Origin of the sequence: Aminobacter sp. NyZ550, from assembly GCF_025628925.2 — a bacterium.
GTDB lineage: Bacteria > Pseudomonadota > Alphaproteobacteria > Rhizobiales > Rhizobiaceae > Aminobacter > Aminobacter ciceronei.
Map to the genome: position 1 here is coordinate 4,121,102 of NZ_CP114190.1, position 20,714 is coordinate 4,141,815.

Consider the following 20,714-nt stretch of genomic DNA (forward strand, 5'->3'; position numbering starts at 1 on the left):
TGGCAATGCAACCTTGTTTGGGAGGAAATTAATGCGACGCCATATTCTAGCATCAACAAGCGTGATCGCCCTGCTCTTGGGATCAAGCAATGCCTTTGCCGGCATGGACGAGGCGAAAGCCTTCCTCGATACCGAGATCAAGGATCAATCGGCGCTCGACCGCGCCGGTCAGGAAGCCGAAATGCAATGGTTCGTCGATGCCGCGAAGCCTTTCGCCGGCATGGAGATCAAGGTCGTCTCGGAAACCATCACCACGCACGAATATGAATCGAAGACGCTCGCCAAGGCGTTCTCCGACATCACCGGCATCAAGATCACGCATGACCTGATCGGTGAAGGCGACGTCATCGAAAAGCTGCAGACGCAGATGCAGTCGGGCGAAAACATCTATGACGCCTATGTCAACGATTCCGACCTGATCGGCACCCACTGGCGCTATCTGCAGGCGCGCAGCCTGACCGACTGGATGGCCAATGAGGGCAAGGACGTCACCAACCCCAACCTCGACATCGCCGACTTCATCGGCACGAAGTTCACGACAGCACCCGACGGCAAGCTCTACCAGCTTCCCGACCAGCAGTTCGCCAACCTCTACTGGTTCCGCTACGACTGGTTCAACGACGAGAAGAACAAGGCCGACTTCAAGGCGAAATACGGCTACGACCTCGGCGTCCCGGTCAACTGGTCGGCCTATGAGGACATTGCCGAGTTCTTCACCGGCCGCGACGTCAACGGCCAGAAGGTCTATGGCCACATGGACTATGGCAAGAAGGACCCCTCGCTCGGCTGGCGCTTCACCGACGCCTGGCTGTCGATGGCCGGCAACGGCGACAAGGGCCTGCCGAACGGCCTGCCGGTCGATGAATGGGGCATCAAGGTCAATGAAAAGTCGCAGCCCGTCGGCTCCTGCGTCGCGCGCGGCGGCGACACCAACGGACCGGCCTCGGTCTATTCGATCGTCAAGTATCTCGACTGGCTGAAGGCTTACGCGCCGCCGGAAGCCCAGGGCATGACCTTCTCCGAATCCGGCCCGGTGCCGGCCCAGGGCGCGATTGCCCAGCAGATCTTCTGGTACACCGCCTTCACCGCCGACATGGTCAAGCCCGGCCTGCCCGTGATGAACGAGGACGGCACGCCGAAGTGGCGGATGGCGCCTTCGCCGCACGGCGTCTACTGGAAGGACGGCATGAAGCTCGGCTACCAGGACGTCGGTTCGTGGACGATCCTGAAGTCGACGCCTGACGACCGCGCCAAGGCCGCATGGCTTTATGCGCAGTTCGTGACCTCGAAGACCGTCGACGTGAAGAAGAGCCATGTCGGCCTGACCTTCATCCGCCAGTCGACGCTCGACCACAAGAGCTTTACCGACCGTGCCCCACAGCTCGGTGGCCTGATCGAGTTCTACCGTTCGCCGGCCCGCGTTCAGTGGTCGCCGACGGGCACCAACGTGCCTGACTATCCGAAGCTGGCTCAGCTGTGGTGGCAGGCGATCGGTGACGCGTCTTCGGGCGCCAAGACGGCCCAGGAAGCCATGGACTCGCTGTGCGCCGAGCAGGAAAAGGTGCTTGAGCGCCTCGAGCGCGCCGGCATCCAGGGCGATATCGGCCCGAAGATGGCGGAAGAGCACGATCTCGCCTACTGGAATGCCGAAGCGGTCAAGGCCGGCAATCTCGCGCCACAGCTGAAGATCGAAAACGAGAAGGAAAAGCCTGTCACCATCAACTACGATGAGCTGGTGAAGAGCTGGAGCAAGTAAGCGTTCGGGCGGATCATCCGCCCGGCCAACTATCCGGGGAGACGGCGCAGCGCCGTCTCCCCTATTCATGCAAGTGACTGCGGAGGGGGAAGATGAGCGGCTTCATTCTGGCAATCGACCAAGGCACCACGTCGAGCCGGGCCATCGTGTTCGACCAAACGATGAAACCTGTCGGTGTCGGCCAGAAGGAATTCACCCAGCATTTCCCTGCTTCCGGCTGGGTCGAGCATGACCCCGAGGAAATCTGGGACAGCGTCGTCACAACCTGCAGGGCGGCGCTGAAGAAGGCCGGCACGACCGCCGCCGACATTGCGGCCATCGGCATCACCAACCAGCGCGAAACCGTCGTCATCTGGGACCGAACGACGGGCAAGCCGATCCACAACGCCATCGTCTGGCAGGATCGGCGCACTGCCCCTCTCTGCGCCAGGCTGAAGAAGCAGGGGCTGGAGCCGAAATTCACTGGCAAGACCGGGCTTCTGCTCGATCCCTATTTCTCCGGCACCAAGATCGCCTGGCTGCTCGACAAGGTGAAGGGCGCGCGCAAGCGGGCCGAACGCGGCGAGCTGCTTGCCGGCACCATCGACAGCTTCCTGATCTGGCGCCTGACCGGCGGCAAGCTGCATGCGACCGACGCCACCAACGCCTCGCGCACGCTGGTCTACAACATCGCGAAGAACGACTGGGACGCCGAGCTGCTCGACATCCTGAAGATCCCCGCCGTCATGCTGCCCGAGGTCAAGGATTGCGCCGCCGATTTCGGCGTGACCGAGAAGGCGCTGTTCGGCGCCGAAATCCCGATCCTCGGCGTTGCCGGCGACCAGCAGGCGGCGACCATCGGCCAGGCCTGCTTCGAGCCCGGTATGATGAAATCGACCTATGGCACCGGCTGCTTTGCCATCCTCAACACCGGCACCGACATTGTGCGCTCGAAGAACCGGCTGTTGACGACGATCGCCTATCGCCTCGAGGGCAAGACGACCTATGCGCTGGAAGGCTCGATCTTCGTCGCCGGTGCCGCCGTGCAGTGGCTGCGCGACGGCATCAAGGTGATCGGCAAGGCCGAGCAAAGCGGCAAGCTGGCGGCCGACGCCGACGACAGCCAGGACGTCTATCTCGTGCCGGCCTTTGTCGGACTCGGCGCGCCGCATTGGGATGCCGAGGCGCGCGGTGCGATCTTTGGCCTGACCCGCAACACCGGGCCGGCGGAATTTGCCCGCGCAGCGCTGGAATCCGTCGCCTATCAGACCCGCGACCTGCTCGACGCGATGAAGAAGGACTGGAAGGGCGGCAACGGCAAGACCGTGCTGCGCGTCGACGGCGGCATGGTCGCCTCCGACTGGACGATGCAGCGCCTGGCCGACATCCTGGACGCGCCGGTCGACCGGCCGACGGTGCTCGAGACCACGGCACTCGGTGCTGCCTGGCTGGCGGGATCGCGCGCCGGCGTCTGGCCGAAGGCCAAACAGTTTTCCAAGGCCTGGGCGCTCGACCGCCAGTTCAAGCCGGTCATGGAGCCTTCGCTGCGCAAGGCCAAGCTGAAAGGCTGGCGCGACGCCGTGCGCCGGACGCTGACGCCGAAATAGGCGGCTTATCGACCAGAGCCCATTCTCATCAGATGATTCGGAATGGGGCTCTATCTTCTTGTTCTCGCATGATCTTTTGCGAAAACCGGCCACTACATCAAGGGATCATGCCATAGGCTGGCGGCCGAAGCGCGACAGCAGAGCCTGTGTTTCCGCGGCAAGGGCGCGCGTCAGGTCGGCCGCCGGCATGTCGCGGCCAAGCCGCGCTGCCTGCCCCGACCACAAGGACATGAAATCGCCCGAGCCCTTGGGTTCCGACGCCGCTCGCAGCGGTGCCAGTGCCCCGCCTGCCAGCGGGAATGCCGGCGCGTCTTCAGACAGTGGACCGACCTCGCGCATGATGCGGTTGACGATGCCGCGCGCCGGCCGGCCGGTGAACAGATTGGTCAGCGCGGTATGGTCGTCCTTGGCCGCGTTGAGTGCGGCCTTGTGCGGTGCTGCCACCTTGGCCTCGGGGCAGAACAGATAGGCGGTGCCGACCTGCACCGCCGACGCGCCAAGGGCAAAGGCGGCAACGATGCCGCGTGCGTCTGATATGCCGCCGGTGGCGATGACGGGCAGCTTGACCGCATCGACCACCTGCGGCACCAGAGCGAAGGTGCCGGGCTGGTTGGCGACGTCGTCGGTCAGGAAGATGCCGCGATGACCGCCGGCCTCGGCACCTTGCGCAATGATCGCATCGCAGCCCCTCGCCTCGAGCCACACCGCCTCGTCGGCCGTCGTCGCCGACGAAAGCACCTTGGCGCCCGTCGCCTTGACGCGATCGAGCAAGGCGGCATCAGGCAGGCCGAAATGGAAACTCACCACCTCCGGCCGGAACTCTTCGACGATGTCGCAGAAGGTCTCGTCGAAAGGTGCACGCGCCGAACGCGGCGCAGGCGCCGCGGGATCGAGGCCGAGTTCGAGATAATAGGGCGCGAGCCGCTGTTTCCACGCCGCTTCGCGGGCGAGGTCGTCTTCGGGCTGCTTGTGGCAGAAGAAATTGACGTTGATCGGCTTCGAGGTGCGCTGCCGGATGATGCCGAGTTCGGTGCGCGCCTTCTCAGGCGTCATCAGCGCGCAAGGCAGCCCGCCGAGGCCGCCAGCCTCGGAGACCGCGATCACCATTTCGGAATCGACGGGACCGGCCATCGGCGCCTGGAAGATCGGAAGCTCGAGGCCCAGGAGATCAAGAATTCGACGATCGGGCCACATGATGTCTTCCTCTTCTTGGGGCCGTCAGCCCTGCTGGCGCTCGGCCCTCCGAGCGGCAATCTGGCGCATGGCCGTGACACGGCGGCGCCAGATCTCGGTGCGCATCGCCATTAGATGCAGAGTGAAGAACAGAAGGGTAAAGCCAAGCGCCATGGTCATGAGGGGCCAGAGCATGCTCGGATCGATGGTCGGGCCGTCCATGCGGAACACCGAGGCCGGCTGGTGCAACGTGTTCCACCATTCGACCGAAAACTTGATGATCGGAATGTTGATGAAGCCGACAAGCGTGATGACGGCGGCAGCACGCGCCGAACGCGCGGGGTCGTCGAGCGCGCGGGTCAGCGCGATGATGCCGAGATACATCAAAAACAGCACGAAGACCGAGGTCAGCCGGGCGTCCCATACCCACCAGGTGCCCCACATCGGCTTGCCCCAGATCGAGCCGGTGAGCAATGCGAGCGCGGTGAACACGGCTCCGACCGGTGCGGCCGACTTGAGCGCGACATCGGCGAGCGGATGACGCCAGACCAGCGTTCCCAGCGCCGAGATGGCCATGACCGAATAACACATCATGGCGAGCCAGGCGAAAGGCACGTGGATATACATGATGCGAACGGTGATGCCCTGCTGGAAATCCGCCGGTGCGGCGAAGGCCAGATAGAGCCCGATCGCCAGCACCAATACTGAGGCGCCGCCGAGCCAGGGCACGATCTTGTCGACCAGCGAGATGAAGCGGGTCGGATTGGCCAGGTCGCTGAAACGCCAAGCCTGCGAGGTCGTCTGTGTCATGGACGCTAAATAGCCTTGGGCGTGCGTCTTCGCAATCTGTTCCGGCGTCGCGGGCAAACGCAAACGGGGCGCCAAGGCACCCCGTCCGGATCCGGTTTCAAGTAAGGACTAGGCCGCAGCCTCGACATGGGTGACGCGGCGGACTTCCTCGTCATTGAGCAGGCCGCCGGCGCGCAGCAGGGCGGCGAAGCGGCCATTGCGGGTCGACAGCTCGTTGAAGCCGCCCATCTCGACGACATGGCCGTGATCCATGAACACCACAAGGTCGGCGTCGCGGACAGTGCTGAGGCGATGCGCGATGATGAAGGTGGTGCGGCCGTCGCGCAGCATGTCGATGGCGTCCTTGACCCGGTTCTCGGTCTCGACGTCGAGGGCGCTCGTCGCCTCGTCGAGCACCAGGATCGGCGCGCTTTTGAGGATGGCGCGGGCAATGGCGATGCGCTGGCGCTCGCCGCCGGACAGCTGGCCGCCACGCTCGCCGACATTGGTGTCGTAGCCTTCGCTCTTGGACAGGATGAAGTCCTGCGCCGCAGCCGCGGTCGCTGCAGCGTGCACTTCCTCGTAGCTCGCACCGGCGCGGCCGACGCGGATGTTGTCTTCGATCGAGCGGTTGAGCAGGCCGGCGTCCTGGAAGACGGTGGCGATCGAGTGGCGCAGCGACTTCTTGGTCACGGTGCGGGTGTCGATGCCGTCGATCAGGATGCGGCCATGCTGGGGCGTGTGCACGCGCTGCAGCAGGTTGATCAGCGTCGTCTTGCCGGCACCGGTCGGGCCGACGATGGCGATGGTCTGGCCGGCGCGCACTTCGAAGGAGACGTCGGTGACGCCCTGCCCCGAATTGGGGAACTCGAAGCTGACGTTTTCGAAACGGACGTGGCCGGTGACGTTGTCGAGCTCACGCAGGCCTTCCGGCTCGCGGTTCTCGCCGGCGGCGTCCTCGAGGCGATAAAACTCCTCCAGCTTCGAACGGGCGTCGAAGATCTGGTTGGCGAAGTTCGAAACCTGGTCGAGGCGGCTGATCAGCAGGGCGGCGAAGCCGGTGAAGGCAACGATGTCGCCGATGCGCAGCTGGCCCTTGCTGACCAGATAGGCGCCGATCAGAAGCACCACCATCATCGAGATCGTCGAGGCCAGGCGGTGCATGGCGGATGCCAGCGCCCACCAGTCGAGCACCGGGTTCTGCGTGGTGATCAATGCCTTCACATAGGCACGCAGCGATTCCGTTTCCTGGCCGACGCGGTTGTAGCTCTGCAGCACGGCGACGTTGCTGACCGAGTCCGAGACGTGGGAAAACACCTTGTGATAGTGGCGCTCGACGGAGGCCTGGCCTTCCTTGGTCTTGCGCATGACGAGCCGGCCGATGGCGAGATACAGCGCGCCAAGCACGATCAGCACCAGTGACATGCGGACGTCGAGCGAAAAAGCAGTCGGGATCAGCAGCGCCAGCGCCACCGCCGTCGACAGATGGGTGCGCATGAATTCGAGCCACAGGCTGAACAGCGCTTCGACCGCGCGCAGCAAGGTGTGCAGCGAATGCGAGGTGCCGCGCTGCTGGTGCCAGGCCAGTGGCATGGTGATGACGCGTTCGAACGACTGGCACAGCACCTCGCCGCGGCGCGCATGCGCCAGGCGGTCGGCGCCGCGTGCGACCAGAACGAAGGCGACGATGTTGAACGCGCCGAAGCTCGCCCACAGCGCCATTGTCGGAACGACTTCCGTCTTTCCAGCGATGGCATCGATGATACGCCCGAACAGGATCGGTTCAGCAATGGTCACGATTGCCAACACGACGTTGGCTGCGCAAATCAGCCCGACCTTCTTGCCGTCGGCGGCAAGATAGCGGAGAGCTCTCCAATAGACTTCAAGCAACGACACTTTGGTACCCCTTGAGTCCCGTTCGTCCCTTTATTGTGCACTGCACCATAGCCGACAAATAGCGGTCATGGGTCCGCAAGACAATGCGCAGATAGCCGCTCCGTTCAAAAAAATCGAACAACACATGGCTACGGCCGGTAATCTGCTGTGATCCGATAAGGAATTGAGATTTAACGAAAAAAGGCATCGTTGCGGCAAAATGATGACAAAGCCGGCAACCAAGTTGACGCAGGGGCATCCCGGCTAGGCCGGGATGCGGATCACAACGTCGACTTCGCCGCTGTCGCGCATGGCAAAGGACGCGTCCTTGCCCTTCACGCCATCGACCTCTGCTTTCGCAGCTTTAGCGGCTTTGTCCCTCACCACACGCAACCTGTAGACGGCACCACCCAAACGGAGCGTCGCCGAATAACCTTCCCAATGCCTGGGAATGGCTGGTGCCACGACGAGCCTGTTGCCACGCTGGCTGATGCCGAGGATGCTTTCGACCGCCGCGCGATAGAGCCAGCCTGCCGAACCTGTGTACCAGGTCCAACCGCCGCGGCCCGCCTTGGAGGCGTCGGCATAGACGTCGGCTGCCACCACATAGGGTTCGACCCTGTAGGTCTCGGCCGCCGCCTCGTCGAGCGCATGGTTGACCGGGTTGAGCATCGAGAAGCAGCGATAGGCCTCGTCGACCTGCCCCATTTCCGCCAAGGCAATGACAAACCAGGTCGCGGCATGGGTGTACTGACCGCCATTTTCCCGCACGCCAGGCGGATAGGACTTGATGTAGCCCGGCTCCTTGTCGGTTTCGGAAAATGGCGGGGTGAACAGCTTGATCAGCTTCAGCTCGTCATCGACCAGCATTTTGGTCGCCTGTGCCATCGCCGTGCGCGAACGTGCCGGATCGCCCTCGCCCGAAATGACGCTCCACGACTGCGCGATCGAGTCGATCTTGCATTCATCGGAGTTGCGCGAGCCGAGCGGCGTGCCGTCGTCGAAGCTGCCGCGACGGTACCATTCACCGTCCCAGGCCGCATTCTCCAGCGCGCGCTTCAATGCCGTGGCATGCTTGTCCCAGGCGTTGGCGCGTTTTGTATCGCCCTCGGCCTTGGCCAGCGGGGCGAACTCGCCCAGCGTCCGCAATAGGAACCAGCCGAGCCAGACGCTGTCGCCCTTGCCCTCCTCGCCGACGCGGTTCATGCCGTCGTTCCAGTCGCCGCCGAGGATCAGCGGCAGGCCGTTCTTGGCCGTCCGCTTGATGGCGAGGTCGAGCGCGCGGGCACAGTGCTCGTAGAGCGAGGCCTTCTTCTTGGACGGCTCCGGCGTGAAGAAGGCGTCGTGCTCGCCCGGATTGAGCTGCGGGCCCTCGATGAAGGGCAGTTGCTCGTTGAGGATCGCCGCATCGCCGGTCACCGTGACATAACGCGCGGTGGCACTCGCCAGCCAGACGACGTCGTCGGAGATCATGGTGCGCACGCCGGCGCCGGTGCGCGGCAGCCACCAATGCTGCACGTCGCCTTCGGCAAACTGCCGGCCGGCAGCGTTCAGGATCTGCGCACGGGCAAGGCTTGCGTCGTGCATCAGCAGCGCCAGCGTGTCCTGCAGCTGGTCGCGGAAGCCGAAGGCGCCGCTGGCCTGGTAGAAGGCCGAGCGTGCACGGATGCGGCAGGCCAGGCTCTGGTAAGGCAGCCAGTTGTTGACCATGGCGTCGAGCGCCTTGTCGGGCGTCTCGACCTCGATGGTGCCGAGGAACGAACGCCAGTTGCGCTCATTGTCGGCCAGCCTCTGTTCGAAATCGACCTTGAGGTGGTGGGCGACCAGCGCGCTCGCCTCCTCGTCCGAACCGGCATCGCCGAGCAGCCAGAGCAGGGAGATCGAGCCGCCGGCAGGCACCTCGACATCCCTCGAGATCGCAGCACAGGGATCGACACCCGCCTCGACGCGGCCGGTCAGATCGGCGCCGAGGGTCACGGCGCGCGGCGCCTCGACGGTGCCGCCCAAGCCGATGAACTCGTGGCGATCCGAGGTGACCGAGTTGGTCTTGCCGTCCATCGCCATGAAGGCGACACGCTCGCCGAAATCGAGGCCGTAGCTGTTGCGGGCGAACAGCGCGCCCGTCGCCTCGTCGAGCGACGGCACGATGTTGGGCGCTGTCCTGGCCCGACTGTTGCCCAGCACCCACTCGGCATAGGCGTAGACCTTGAGCTTGGCCGGCACCGCGCCGGAGTTCTCGATCTTCAGCCTGGAAATGCGCACCGGATCGTTCGGATCGACGAGATGCGTGAGTTCAGTGGCCAAAGTGCCGCGCTTGGAGCGGAAGGTCGAGAAACCCTGGCCGTGACGGGCTTCGTAGCTGGCGCCCGCGTCACGCGCCACCGCTGCAATCGGCGAACAGGTCCTGCCGTTGGCGCGGTCGAAGACATAGATCGCCTCGCCCGGCCGGTTGGTGACCGGATCGTTCGACCATGGCGTCAGCTGGTAGTCGCGGCTGTTGCGGCTCCAGGTGAAGGCAGCGCCTTCCGCCGAAGCGTGGAAGCCGAAACCGCCATTGGCGATGACGTTGATCCAGGGCTGCGGCGTCGACCGGGCGCCATTGAGGCGCACGACATAGTCGCGGCCATTGGCGTCGAAGCCGCCGAAACCGTTCCAATAGGACAGGCCGTCACCGCCGCTCCTGCGGGCGCTGCGCAACGGCGAGGTCTGCAGCGCCGAAGTTTCCGGCCGGTCGGTCGCCTGTGCAGCGGTCAATGCGTCGCGGGCCGCAAGGGCTGCCGCCTCGGCACGCTCGATCTGGTCGAAGATCGTGCCGTTGCGGGTGTGCAGGCAAACGCGTGCGACGGCCAGCAGCGTGCGATAGGACGCCTCGTCCATCAGGTCGCGGCGGACGGCGAAGATATGCTGGCGCGGCCCGAGTTCCTTGCCGCGCAGGCGGCTGTTCTCGCACAGATGCTCGATCGCCTGCTGCAGGTCCTGGACATAGGACGAGGCCTGCTCGTTGACGATGACGAGATCGGCGAGGAGGCCGCGGGCGCGCATATATTCCTGGAAGCGCAGCGCCTGGGCGACGATCTCGATATCGGCGACGTCGCCGATCCGGATCGCCAGGATCGGGAAGTCGCCCGAGATCGCCATCGGCCACAGCGCCGACTGCCGGCCGAGGCCGGAGGCGATGGCATCCGCCGACAGGCGCAGGAACGGATCGGGATAGATCAGGAAGCGGGCCAGCTTCTGGACGTTTGCGGCGTCAGCCAGGTTGAGGCCGAGATGGCGCGTCTGCACCTGCGAGCGGGTCCAGGACAGCATGGCCTGGCGCTGGAAGCCTTCGGGGTGGTCGAGCTTGGCGACAGTCTCTTCGACCTCTTCGCGGGTCGAGCCGACGATGGTCCAATAGGTCAGCGTCACCTTCTTGTTGGCCGGCACGCGGACGCGGCGGCGCAGGGCCGCCACCGGATCGAGCGTGAAGCCGGCGCTGCCCGACAGCTTGGCGCCCGGATCGAACGCCGCCGGATCTGATATCGTGCGGCCACGGCCGATGAAGGCGCGGCGGTCGGTCTCGGCCTCGGTGTCGCGCACGAAGCCCGACTGATCGGTGACGAAATGCGCCGCAACGACAGACGGCTCGTTGGCGGCGCGGGTGCGCCGCGTCGCCAATATGGCGCTGCCATTGTGGGTGATTTCGGTCTCGACGAACATTTTCGAGAACGCCGGATGGGCGTTGTCATTGGCCTCCGGCGCCAGAACCAGCTCTGCAAACGAGGTCACCTCGATGTGGCGGTCGACGGCCGAGTCGTTCCAGATGGTGACCTTGCGCGCCTCGCCATTGCCTTCGGAGACGACGATGCATTCGACCTCGCTGCGCAGCGTGCCGACCGTCTTGATGAAGCTCGCCTTGTCGTCGCAGAACAGGGTCTGGGTCTGCTCGCCGGTGGCGCGCTTCGGCTCCGACGTCGCCGACCACCAGTCGCCTGTCTCGGTGTCGCGCAGGAACAGATAGGTGCCGAGCCGGTCCTCGGTCGGATCCGGCTGCCAGCGCGTGATCGCCATGTCGTTCCAGCGGCTGTAGCCCGAGCCTGTCGCCGTCACCATGACCGAGTAGCGGCCATTCGACATCAGGTTGGTCGACCGCAGGGCGCGCATCGGATTGAGCACCAGGCGCGTATCGGCGCTGTGATCGGCGGTCTCGTCCTTGGTGTGTTCGGCCACCTCGGTGCGGACGGTGGCGACGGGAATGTCGCGCGGCGCCTTTTCCTGCAGCAAAAGTTCAGCCGCCTCGATCACCGGATCGCTGTGGAAGCGGTCGCGCATGCGGCCTTCGAAAATCGCATTGGCAATCGCCACGATCGACATGCCCTGGTGATGGGCCATGTAGTTGTAGACGACGGCGTGGTCGGTGCCTTCGGGCACACGCTGCGGCGTGTAGTCGACGGCGTCGTAATAGCCGTAGCGGCCAAGCGCGCCGAGCTTGCGCAGGCGCCTGAGATTGGCCGTCGCCTCGCTTGGCAGAAACTGTGCCGCAAGCACCGTCGCATAAGGCGCGATGACGGTGTTCTGGCCAAGGCCGCGCTTGAGGCCAAGCCCCGGCACGCCGAAATTGGTGTACTGGTAGGTCAGTTCGCGGTCGCGGCCGTTATAGGCAGCCTCCGAGATGCCCCACGGAATGCCTTTCGAGCGGCCATACTGGATCTGCCGGTGGACGATCAGCTTGTTGGTCTGGTTGAGGATGCCGCCCTGCGGCTCCTTCATCACCAGCGGCGGCATCAGATACTCGAACATCGAGCCCGACCACGACATCAGCGCGCCCTGGAAGCCGATCTCGACGATCGGACGGCCGAGGCGGAACCAATGCTCGGTCGAGATGTCGCCCTTGGCGATGCCGAACAGGCTGGTCAGCCGTGCTTCGGAGGCAAGCAGGTCGTAGCAGCTTTCGTCGAGCTGGTGCTCCTCGACGCGGTAGCCGATGGACAGAAGCTTGCGCTCGTTGCGCATCAGGAACGAGAAATTCATCTCGAAGGCGAATTTGCGGGTGCGTTCGCGCAGTTCCATCAGCTTGCTGCGCAGGGCCGCGACCGCCTGGTCATCGCTGTGCGCGTCATGCACATGCGCCTCGCAGGTGACTTCCAGCGTCCTCGCCCAGTCGGCCAGCACTTCGCTCTTGGTCGAGGCCGCTTCGGTGTGGATCGCGCCCGCCAGCTTGCGGATTTCGCCTGACAAGACGGCCAGGTTGATGGTGCGGATCGAGGCCATTTCCGGCTGCGACTTGATGGTTTCCACGGCCCGGCGCATGCCGTCGATGCGGTCGATCAGGCGCTGGCGCAGCGGCCTCAGCTGGCGGCGGTCGTCAGGCAGGTCGGCGACGCTCTCCTCGATGATCGAAACGATGTCGAGAATGCCCTCGAAATCGCCCTGCAGATGGACCGAGGGCGCCTCGGCCCATTCCGAACAGGCGGCGGCAACCGCCACGAGATGGCCGGCGAGATTGCCGCTGTCGACACTCGAGACATAGAGCGGATAGAGCGGCCTGAGGTTCGTCGTGTCGTACCAGTTGTAGAGATGGCCGCGGTAGCGCTCCATCTTTTCGATGGTCGAGACGGTGGCGTCGATGCGCGACACCGCGTCCGCCAGGCTGATCCAGCCGAAGTCGCGGGCCGAGACGACCGACAGCAAATACACGCCGATATTGGTCGGCGAGGTGCGCGTGGCAATCACGCCGGTCGGGTTTTCCTGGAAATTGTCAGGCGGCAGGAAGTTCTGCTCCGCCGTGACGAAGGTCTCGAAATAGTGCCAGGTGCGGCGTGCCACGGTGCGCAGGGTGTGGACGTCCCAGGGCGCGACATGCAGCCGGTCTTCGGTTTCGGCCGAGCGGCTGATCAGCCAGGCAAAAGCCGGCGAACCGGCCCAGAAGATGGCGAAGGCGAAGGCAACGAAGGCGCCGGTCGAATCCGTCATCACAGGCAGGACCAGGCCGACGGCGGCGATGATCACCGCGCCATACATCATGCGGTAATAGGCAGCGAGGTCGTTGCCGCCGGACTTGTGCGCCTGCGAGGCGGTGCGCCATTCCAGAAGGTTCTCGCGGCTGACGAACAGGCGATAGAGCGTGCGGATGATCGCATCGCCCATCATCCAGGCCAGATGCGCCATCAACACGACCTTGAGCGCCACCATCGCGGTGCCGAAGGCAAGGTCGCGGCCGAGCGCGCTGAAATGGCCGCGCGGGGTCGCTTCGCGGTTCTTGGGCAGGATGGCATCGATGATGTCGAAGGTCGGCGCCATGAACAGGCTGAGGATCAGCAGCGCCTGCCATTGCGCGGCCTGGGTGAAGGGCAGCAGCGTCCAACCGGCAATCGCCGCCATGACCCAGAAGATCGGCGTCAGCGAGCGCCTGAGATTGTCGACCATCTTCCAGCGCGACAGCGCCGGCACGCCCGACTTCGGGTCGAAGATGTAGCCGAGCAGTTGCCAGTCGCCACGCGCCCAGCGATGCTGGCGCGAAGCGTCGACCGAGTAGCGGGTCGGATAGTCCTCGACCACCTCGACGTCGGTGACCAGTGCCGAGCGGGCGAGCGCGCCTTCGAGCAAATCGTGGGACAGGATGGTGTTTTCGGCGATGCGCCCCTTGAGCGCGGCTTCCATCGCGTCGACATGGTAGAGGCCCTTGCCGGTGAAGGTGCCTTCGCCGAAGACGTCCTGGTAGAGATCGGACACGGCAAAGACGTAAGGGTCGAGGCCGCGATGGGCTGAAAACACGCGCTGGAAGAACGAGGCTTCGTCGCCCGTCGTCAGCGACGGCGTCACGCGCGGCTGCAGGATGGCGTAGCCTGAGGTCACCAGGCGCTTCTCTGCGTCGAACTCCGGCCGGTTGAGCGGGTGGCACATCTTGCCGACCAGCTTGGTGACCACGCCGCGCGTCATGCGCGTGTCGGCGTCGAGGGTGACGACGTGAACGACATTGTCAGGCAGCGGCGTATCGGTCGGCAGGAAGGTGGTGTCGCCGTCGCCGCGCAGCAAAAGGTTCAGCTCGTGCAGCTTGCCACGCTTGCGCTCCCAGCCCATCCAGCAGCCCTGCGACGGGTTGAACAGCCGGCGGCGGTGCAGCAGGTAGAAACGCGCAGCACCCTCGCTGGGATAACGCTGGTTGAGCCTGGCGATCTCGCGACGGGCATAGTCATAGATCTCGCGGTCGCCGACGGAGATTTCGGCCTGGCTGTCGGGCCAATCGGAGAGCACGGCGAAATGGATCTCGCCCGACATGTTGGCGAGGTGATGGATCTCGATGTTGCGGATGTTCTCCTCGACATCGTCGCGCGAGCCGATCAGCGACGGCACCACCACCAATGTCCGGGCTTCCGCCGGCACCCCGTCCTTGAACTCGTAGCCGATCAGGCGGGTCGGCTCGAGAAACTTCAGCACGATGGTGTTGAAGAAGGCGAGCGCACCCTCGCTGGCCGGAACCGAAAACAGCACCAGCATCACCACCACCGCCGCCGTCGGCAGGCCCAGCGCAGCCAGCGCGTTACCAGCCAGCAGAAGCAGCAGAACGGTCAGGGCAAAGACCGGGAGGGCAATGCCGAGCCAGTTGGTCTTGCGGAAGGCGCGGTTGACGATGCGTCCGATGGTCGGGCGGTAACCGATCGACTGTTCCAGCTCCTGCCGGCGCGGACCGACGAGGAAGAAACCGACGTCGGAGCGTTCCTTCTGCAGACCCGAAGGATCCTCTGATGAAGCAGGCGCTTCCTTGAGCGCAAAATCGGTCGCCTGTTCGGCGACTTCCTTACTTGCAAAGTCGGTCGCCTGTTCGGCGACCTGGAATTCCGACAGCTTGGAATGGCGCGCCAGTTCCTCGATTGCGGTGCGATACTGGTCGCGCGAGGCGAAGTCGAGTTCGGCAAAATTGGTGCGCTCGCGCAGCAGCGTGTCGACGCGGCTGACATCCTCGAACCAGACCGTCCAGTCCTGGTCATTGATCAGGCGCAGGCCACGAATGATGTTGCCGGTCGTGACGTTGCCGGAAGACAACGTGTGGTGCTCGCCGATGATGATCTCTTCGGCGTCGCTGCCCGACTTCTCGAGCTCGTTCTCAAGCCAGATCAACGCCTTGCCGGCGTTCTGCGAACCGTCGCGCAAGCGATAGAGCAGCTGCGTCGCAAAGGTCGTGTCGCGGGCGTGGGCAGCATAGGCCCTGAGCAGGGCCAGGCCGTCGTCCTGCTCCTGCACGCTCTGCAGGCGGTCGGCGACGTCGTTGGCGATTGCGCGCATTTCGCGGGCGCGGTTCACGCGGACGGCGATGCGGCGCAGATTCTCGACCAGAACGAAACGCAGCAGCGACGGCAGCGCCCAGAGCTCGCCGATATGCAGCGGCTCGACGGCCTGGTAACCCTCGACGATCGCCTTGAACATATGCGCCGAAACGGTGCTGTCGGAATGGGCGACATAGACCCAGGCGATGGCCAGCGCGCGCGGCACCGACTGGCCGTTGCCGAGATCGATCGTCGGCAGTTCGCGGTAGAAGCGCTTGGGCAGGTCGCGCTTGACCTGGTAGATGGTCTCTTCGACGAGATAGTTGTTGTCGAGCAGCCATTGCGCCGCCGGCGTGATCGGCTCGCCCCTGCCCTGCGCGGCATTGGTGTCGCGATAGACCTGGAGGATCTTCTTGGCGCTCTCGCGGATGCGGGCGTGGAAGTCGAAGGCTTCGAGACCGAAATAGGAGCGCAGCTCCTTGCGGGCCATGCTTTCGCCCGTCGCGCGCAGCCGGTCCTCATGCAGCACCGTCGCCCTGATCGGCTGTTCGGCCACGGCCGGAAAACTCGGCACTACGTCTTTGATCCGGCGCGGGTCGGTCTGAATATTCATCTACAGCATTTCCGTTTGACAGAAAGTCCGCAGCGCCTGCCGGCGTCGCGGACCTGCCACATAAACCGTTTCAAACAAGAATTGGTTGCATGCAACCAACAGGTCGATTGAGCGCTCTTGCACCTGGATGGAGTGAAAATATGGCGTCGGCGCCGCCAATCTCCCTCCGCGCCTCATAGCAGTGCAGGGCCGCGAGCGGAACGCAAGGATTGGGGCTTTTTCGTGTTCGCATGATGAATCTTTGCCATATTTCAGGCGCTGCGCGTCAACCTTCGCAACACCGGCATTTCTTCAGCCGAATTTCAGGCCACCACCGTGGCCAAACGGGCTTCGAACCGCTCAGCCGCCACTCAGCCGCCGCGGGGCAACACGGTGTAGACCCTGACCACGAAGGCATGGAATTCGGCCATGTAGTTCTTGAGGAATTCGGCGGTGCCTTCATTTGTCACCTCGCCCTCGTCGGTGATCAGTCCTGGCTTGAACTGGATGTAGGCTTCGGGCGCGTTCATCTGCGGCGAGTTGCAGAAACTCAGCACGCTGCGCAGGCTTTGCTGGGCGACAGCGGTGCCGATCGCGCCGGGCGAGGTGCCGATGACAGCAGACGGTTTGCGGGTGAAGGAATTGGTGCCGTAAGGCCGGCTCGCCCAGTCGATGGCGTTCTTGAGGCCGCCGGGGATCGAGCGGTTGTATTCGGGCGTGACAAACAGCACGGCATCGACGCCGGCCAGTGCCTTCTTGAAGGCGCGCGCCGGCGGCGGAAAGTCGGCGTCGTAGTCATAGCTGTAGAGCGGCAGGTCGCGAAACGGGATCTCTTCCATTTCGAGGTGCTTGGGCGCGAGCCGGACCAGCGCCTTGGCGAGCTTGCGGTTGATCGACGCTGTGGCAAGGCTGCCGACGAAATAGCCGACCTTGTAGGTGTCCATGGCACATACTCCACTGCGCCGCGCGATCTGGATCGCCGGCCTGACCCACCCGTCCCCCAGGGGAGTGTTTGCCAGTTCCGCGCCGATGTCACGACGATTTTGGAGATTGCCCTGTTATATCAGGCGAATGGAGACCTTGAGCAGCGATGCCGGCCCGTTCGGCGCGACCGTCAAGCTGGCCGGCCCGTCATCTGAATAGAGCGTATCGAAGGCCGCGACCGCTTCGCTGCCGATGCGCGCCGCACCTGATGCGACGAAGACCAGGCTGATGCCCTGCCCCAGGGCGATTTCGCCCGGGTCCGAAAATTCCAGCCGCTCGACAGCATGGCTGACACGGTCGCGCCGGGTCATGACGTTGAAGTCGAGCACCGGCCCATCGGTGAGCACGGCCTCGGTGCCGACATCGCCTGGGAAAGCGTAAGGCTGCGACTGCGGAGACAACGCCACCGGTGCGGCATCGCCCGCGGCAAGCTGCATCGTGCCCGACAGAACGGTCAGCGTCCGGTCGATGCCGGCAAAGACCGAAAACGGCCCGCCGCCGGCGACCTGCGCCATCGAGATGCGCCAGTCGAAGGCGTCGAGCCCGGCCGCAGGCGGCCAGGCCAGGATTTCGGTCGTCACGCCGCCGCCGTTCTTCCACGGCATGGGGCGGCAGTCGGCGTGACGGATGATGCGCGCTGCCATTACGCCAGCCAGCCCATGCTGATCGCCAGCCAGGCGATCGGAGCGGTGACCAGAATGCTGAGAGCGGTGCGGATATACCAGATGATGATCAGGTCCCGGAAAGACAGGGGGATGGACGTCGCCAGCACGCACGGGATCGATGCCGACAAAAACAGCACCTGGCTGACCGACACGACCGCGGCAACGAACCTCAGCCCGAGATCGGCTTCTTTCAGCAGGATCGCCGGCAGGAACATTTCCGCCAGACCGGAAGCCAGCGACTTTGCGGCAAGCATCGGATCGTTAAACTGCGCCAGCCAGGTGAATGGATACAGCGCCAGACCCAGTATGTCGAAGATCGGCGTGTATTTGGCCGCCAGCAGGCCGAGAAGCCCGACCGCCATGATGCTGGGAAGGATTATCGATGCCATGCGCAGGCCGTCAACGAAGGTGTCGCGCAGCAGCGCGTGCAGCGGCGGAGCCGCCTGGGCCTGGTCGAGACCGACATCGATCGCCGTCTGGATGCGGGACTTTCCGGCCGGCAGCGGCTGGTCGCGGTCGGCGGGATGATCCTTGCCGGTGATCGGCCAGATTCGGGCGGTGATTGCCGAAACGACGAACGTCACGACGAAGGTGGTCCAGAAGTAGAGGTTCCAGCTGCCCATCAGGCCGAGGGTCTTGGCGACGATGATCATAAAGGTTGCTGAAACGGTCGAGAAGCCGGTTGCAATGATCACCGCCTCGCGGACGGTGTATTTTCCTTCCTTGAAGACACGGTCGGTGATCAGCAGCGCCAGCGAATAGCTGCCGACAAAGGACGCAACGGCATCGATGGCCGACCAGCCCGGCGTCCGCCAGACCGGCCGCATGACCGGTTGCACAAGCACTCCGGTGAACTCCAGCAGGCCGTAACCGACGAGGAAAGCGAGCGCCAAAGCGCCGATCGGCACGATCAACCCGACCGAGAGCACCAGCTTGTCGAACAGGAAGGGCAACATGTCGGGGGCAAAGAAAGTTTCCGGCCCGACCCCGGTGAGATACATGACCGAGAGCCCGAGCCCGAGGACACGCAAGGCCGAAAAGATCGCTTCGGTGACGTTCCTGTTCCAGGAACCGCGGACGAACGGGCCGATGGCGCCATAGGCTATCAGAAGGCAGACGAAGGCAACCGCCACGGGGCGCAACTGGACTGCCAGCGCGGTCGCGGCATGATCAAGGAGGATGGTGGATTTTGTGCCGATCGTGACCGGTACGAAAAAGAAGATGATGCCAATGAGGCTGAAAAGCACAAGCTTCAGGCCGGCGCCGGCCCGCGATCCGCCTTCATGGCTGGTGATATCGGTCATGAGGGTCCTCCTCCCAGTAAGCCCAAAAAGAAGCGAGGCGGCACTGGGTGCCGCCTCGCAAGGTCGATCAGTTTCAAAGGATGCCGGGCAGGTTGAGGCCCTTGTCCCTGGCGCAGTCGAGCGCGATGTCGTAGCCGGCATCGGCATGGCGCATGACACCCGTCGCCGGGTCGTTCCACAACACGCGCTCCAGCCGGCGGGCGGCGTCCTCGGTGCCGTCGGCGCAGATGACCACGCCCGAATGCTGGGAGAAGCCCATGCCGACGCCGCCGCCATGGTGCAGCGACACCCAGGTGGCGCCCGAGGCGGTGTTGAGCAGCGCGTTCAGCAGCGGCCAGTCGGAGACGGCGTCCGAGCCGTCCTTCATCGCCTCGGTTTCGCGGTTCGGTGACGCGACCGAGCCGGAGTCGAGATGATCGCGGCCGATGACGACGGGCGCCTTGAGCTCACCCTTGGCGACCATCTCGTTGAAGGCGAGGCCGAGGCGGTGGCGGTCGCCGAGGCCGACCCAGCAGATGCGCGCCGCCAAGCCCTGGAAATGGATGCGCTTGGCTGCCATGTCGAGCCAATTGTGCAGGTGCTTGTTGTCGGGCAGCAGTTCCTTCACCTTGGCGTCGGTCTTGTAGATGTCCTCCGGATCTCCGGAGAGGGCTGCCCAGCGGAACGGACCGATGCCGCGGCAAAACAGCGGCCTGATGTAGGCCGGCACGAAGCCGGGGAAATCGAAGGCGTTTTCGACGCCCTCTTCCTTGGCGACCTGGCGGATGTTGTTGCCGTAGTCGACGGTCGGGATGCCCATCTTGTGGAAGTCGAGCATCGCCTTGACATGCACGGCCATCGAGGCACGCGCCGCCTTTTCGACCGCCTTGGGGTCGCGCTCACGCTTGTCTTCCCATTCGGCAACGGTCCAGCCGATCGGCAGGTAGCCGTTGACAGGGTCATGCGCCGAGGTCTGGTCGGTGACCGCGTCCGGCTTGACGCCGCGCTTGACCAACTCCGGCAGGATTTCGGCGGCATTGCCGAGAAGTGCGACCGAAATCGCCTTCTTGTCCTTGCAGGCCCTGTCGATGATGGCGAGCGCGTCGTCGAGATCCTTGGCCTGGACGTCGACGTAACCTGTCTTGAGGCGCATCTCGATGCGGCTCGCCTGGCACTCGATGGCGAGGCAGGCAGCACCGGCCATGGTCGCGGCCAGCGGCTGGGCGCCGCCCATGCCGCCGAGGCCGGCGGTCAGAATCCAGCGGCCGGCGAGGTCGCCGCCGAAATGCTGGCGGCCCATCTCGACGAAGGTCTCGTAGGTGCCCTGAACGATGCCCTGGCTGCCGATATAGATCCACGATCCCGCAGTCATCTGGCCGTACATCATCAGGCCCTTCTTATCGAGGGCGTTGAAATGGTCCCAATTGGCCCAGTGCGGCACCAGATTGGAGTTGGCGAGCAGCACGCGCGGCGCATCCTTGTGGGTGCGGAACACGCCGACCGGCTTGCCCGACTGGATCAGCAGCGTCTCGTCGGCTTCGAGCTTGCGCAGGGCAGCCACGATGCGGTCATAGCTGTCCCAGTCGCGGGCAGCACGGCCGATGCCGCCATAAACGACCAGCTCGCCCGGCTTTTCCGCGACGATCGGGTCGAGATTGTTCATCAGCATGCGCAGCGGCGCTTCGGTGAGCCAGCTCTTGGCGGTGAGCTCGGTACCGGTGGCGGCGCGGATGACGCGGGCATTGTCGATGCGGGAATGTTGGGTCAT

General features: G+C 64.4%; 10 protein-coding genes. 2 read left to right on the forward strand and 8 right to left on the reverse strand.

Annotated features, from left to right (window positions below; translation table 11 throughout):
* Window positions 1–31 precede the first annotated feature (31 nt).
* Both N7E70_RS20465 and glpK read left to right on the forward strand, forming a co-directional pair.
* Complete coding sequence (locus tag N7E70_RS20465) at window positions 32–1,756, forward strand: ABC transporter substrate-binding protein (protein ID WP_067963216.1); 1,725 nt, start codon at window positions 32–34, stop codon at window positions 1,754–1,756.
* Between the two features lie 92 nt (window positions 1,757–1,848).
* Window positions 1,849–3,342: a glycerol kinase GlpK gene (gene glpK, locus N7E70_RS20470; protein WP_263007443.1), complete on the forward strand. Its 1,494-nt coding sequence runs from the start codon at window positions 1,849–1,851 to the stop codon at window positions 3,340–3,342.
* 105 nt (window positions 3,343–3,447) lie between these two features.
* Here the strand turns inward: glpK and N7E70_RS20475 are convergent, their stop codons facing one another.
* The 8 genes from N7E70_RS20475 to hutU all read right to left on the reverse strand — a co-directional run bounded on the left by N7E70_RS20475 (window position 3,448) and on the right by hutU (window position 20,714).
* The gene (locus N7E70_RS20475) at window positions 3,448–4,536 is read right to left on the reverse strand and encodes an NAD(P)H-dependent flavin oxidoreductase (protein WP_263007444.1); all 1,089 of its coding nucleotides are present in this window, start codon (window positions 4,534–4,536) and stop codon (window positions 3,448–3,450) included.
* A 24-nt stretch (window positions 4,537–4,560) separates the two neighbouring features.
* Entirely contained in the window at window positions 4,561–5,325 is a 765-nt protein-coding gene (locus tag N7E70_RS20480; RefSeq protein WP_263007445.1) for a heme ABC transporter permease, read from the reverse strand.
* Window positions 5,326–5,433: 108 nt separating this feature from the next.
* Window positions 5,434–7,200 (reverse strand): glucan ABC transporter ATP-binding protein/ permease, encoded by a 1,767-nt coding sequence (locus N7E70_RS20485; protein ID WP_192317143.1) that lies wholly within the window; start codon window positions 7,198–7,200, stop codon window positions 5,434–5,436.
* A 243-nt stretch (window positions 7,201–7,443) separates the two neighbouring features.
* Window positions 7,444–16,035 carry a GH36-type glycosyl hydrolase domain-containing protein gene (locus N7E70_RS20490; RefSeq protein ID WP_263007446.1) on the reverse strand — a complete coding sequence of 2,864 codons (8,592 nt, stop codon included), beginning with the start codon at window positions 16,033–16,035 and terminating at the stop codon, window positions 7,444–7,446.
* A gap of 350 nt (window positions 16,036–16,385) precedes the next feature.
* On the reverse strand, window positions 16,386–16,958 hold the full coding sequence (locus N7E70_RS20495) for an NADPH-dependent FMN reductase (protein WP_067963236.1): 573 nt from the start codon (window positions 16,956–16,958) through the stop codon (window positions 16,386–16,388).
* A gap of 114 nt (window positions 16,959–17,072) precedes the next feature.
* A complete protein-coding gene (locus N7E70_RS20500) occupies window positions 17,073–17,642 on the reverse strand; it encodes a HutD/Ves family protein (protein ID WP_263007447.1) in 570 nt (189 codons plus the stop codon).
* A complete protein-coding gene (locus N7E70_RS20505) occupies window positions 17,642–18,967 on the reverse strand; it encodes a YjiH family protein (RefSeq protein WP_263007448.1) in 1,326 nt (441 codons plus the stop codon). Before N7E70_RS20505 ends, N7E70_RS20500 begins: the two co-directional genes overlap by 1 nt.
* Before the next feature lie 73 nt (window positions 18,968–19,040).
* Complete coding sequence (gene hutU / locus N7E70_RS20510) at window positions 19,041–20,714, reverse strand: urocanate hydratase (RefSeq protein ID WP_263007449.1); 1,674 nt, start codon at window positions 20,712–20,714, stop codon at window positions 19,041–19,043.

Coding starts and splice junctions, on each gene's coding strand:
- N7E70_RS20495 (WP_067963236.1), bottom strand. CDS start 16,958: ATGGACACCTACAAGGTCGGCTATTTCGTCGGCAGCCTTGCCACAGCG.
- N7E70_RS20490 (WP_263007446.1), bottom strand. CDS start 16,035: ATGAATATTCAGACCGACCCGCGCCGGATCAAAGACGTAGTGCCGAGT.
- N7E70_RS20465 (WP_067963216.1), top strand. CDS start 32: ATGCGACGCCATATTCTAGCATCAACAAGCGTGATCGCCCTGCTCTTG.
- N7E70_RS20500 (WP_263007447.1), bottom strand. CDS start 17,642: ATGGCAGCGCGCATCATCCGTCACGCCGACTGCCGCCCCATGCCGTGG.
- hutU (WP_263007449.1), bottom strand. CDS start 20,714: ATGACCCAACATTCCCGCATCGACAATGCCCGCGTCATCCGCGCCGCC.
- N7E70_RS20480 (WP_263007445.1), bottom strand. CDS start 5,325: ATGACACAGACGACCTCGCAGGCTTGGCGTTTCAGCGACCTGGCCAAT.
- N7E70_RS20475 (WP_263007444.1), bottom strand. CDS start 4,536: ATGTGGCCCGATCGTCGAATTCTTGATCTCCTGGGCCTCGAGCTTCCG.
- glpK (WP_263007443.1), top strand. CDS start 1,849: ATGAGCGGCTTCATTCTGGCAATCGACCAAGGCACCACGTCGAGCCGG.
- N7E70_RS20505 (WP_263007448.1), bottom strand. CDS start 18,967: ATGACCGATATCACCAGCCATGAAGGCGGATCGCGGGCCGGCGCCGGC.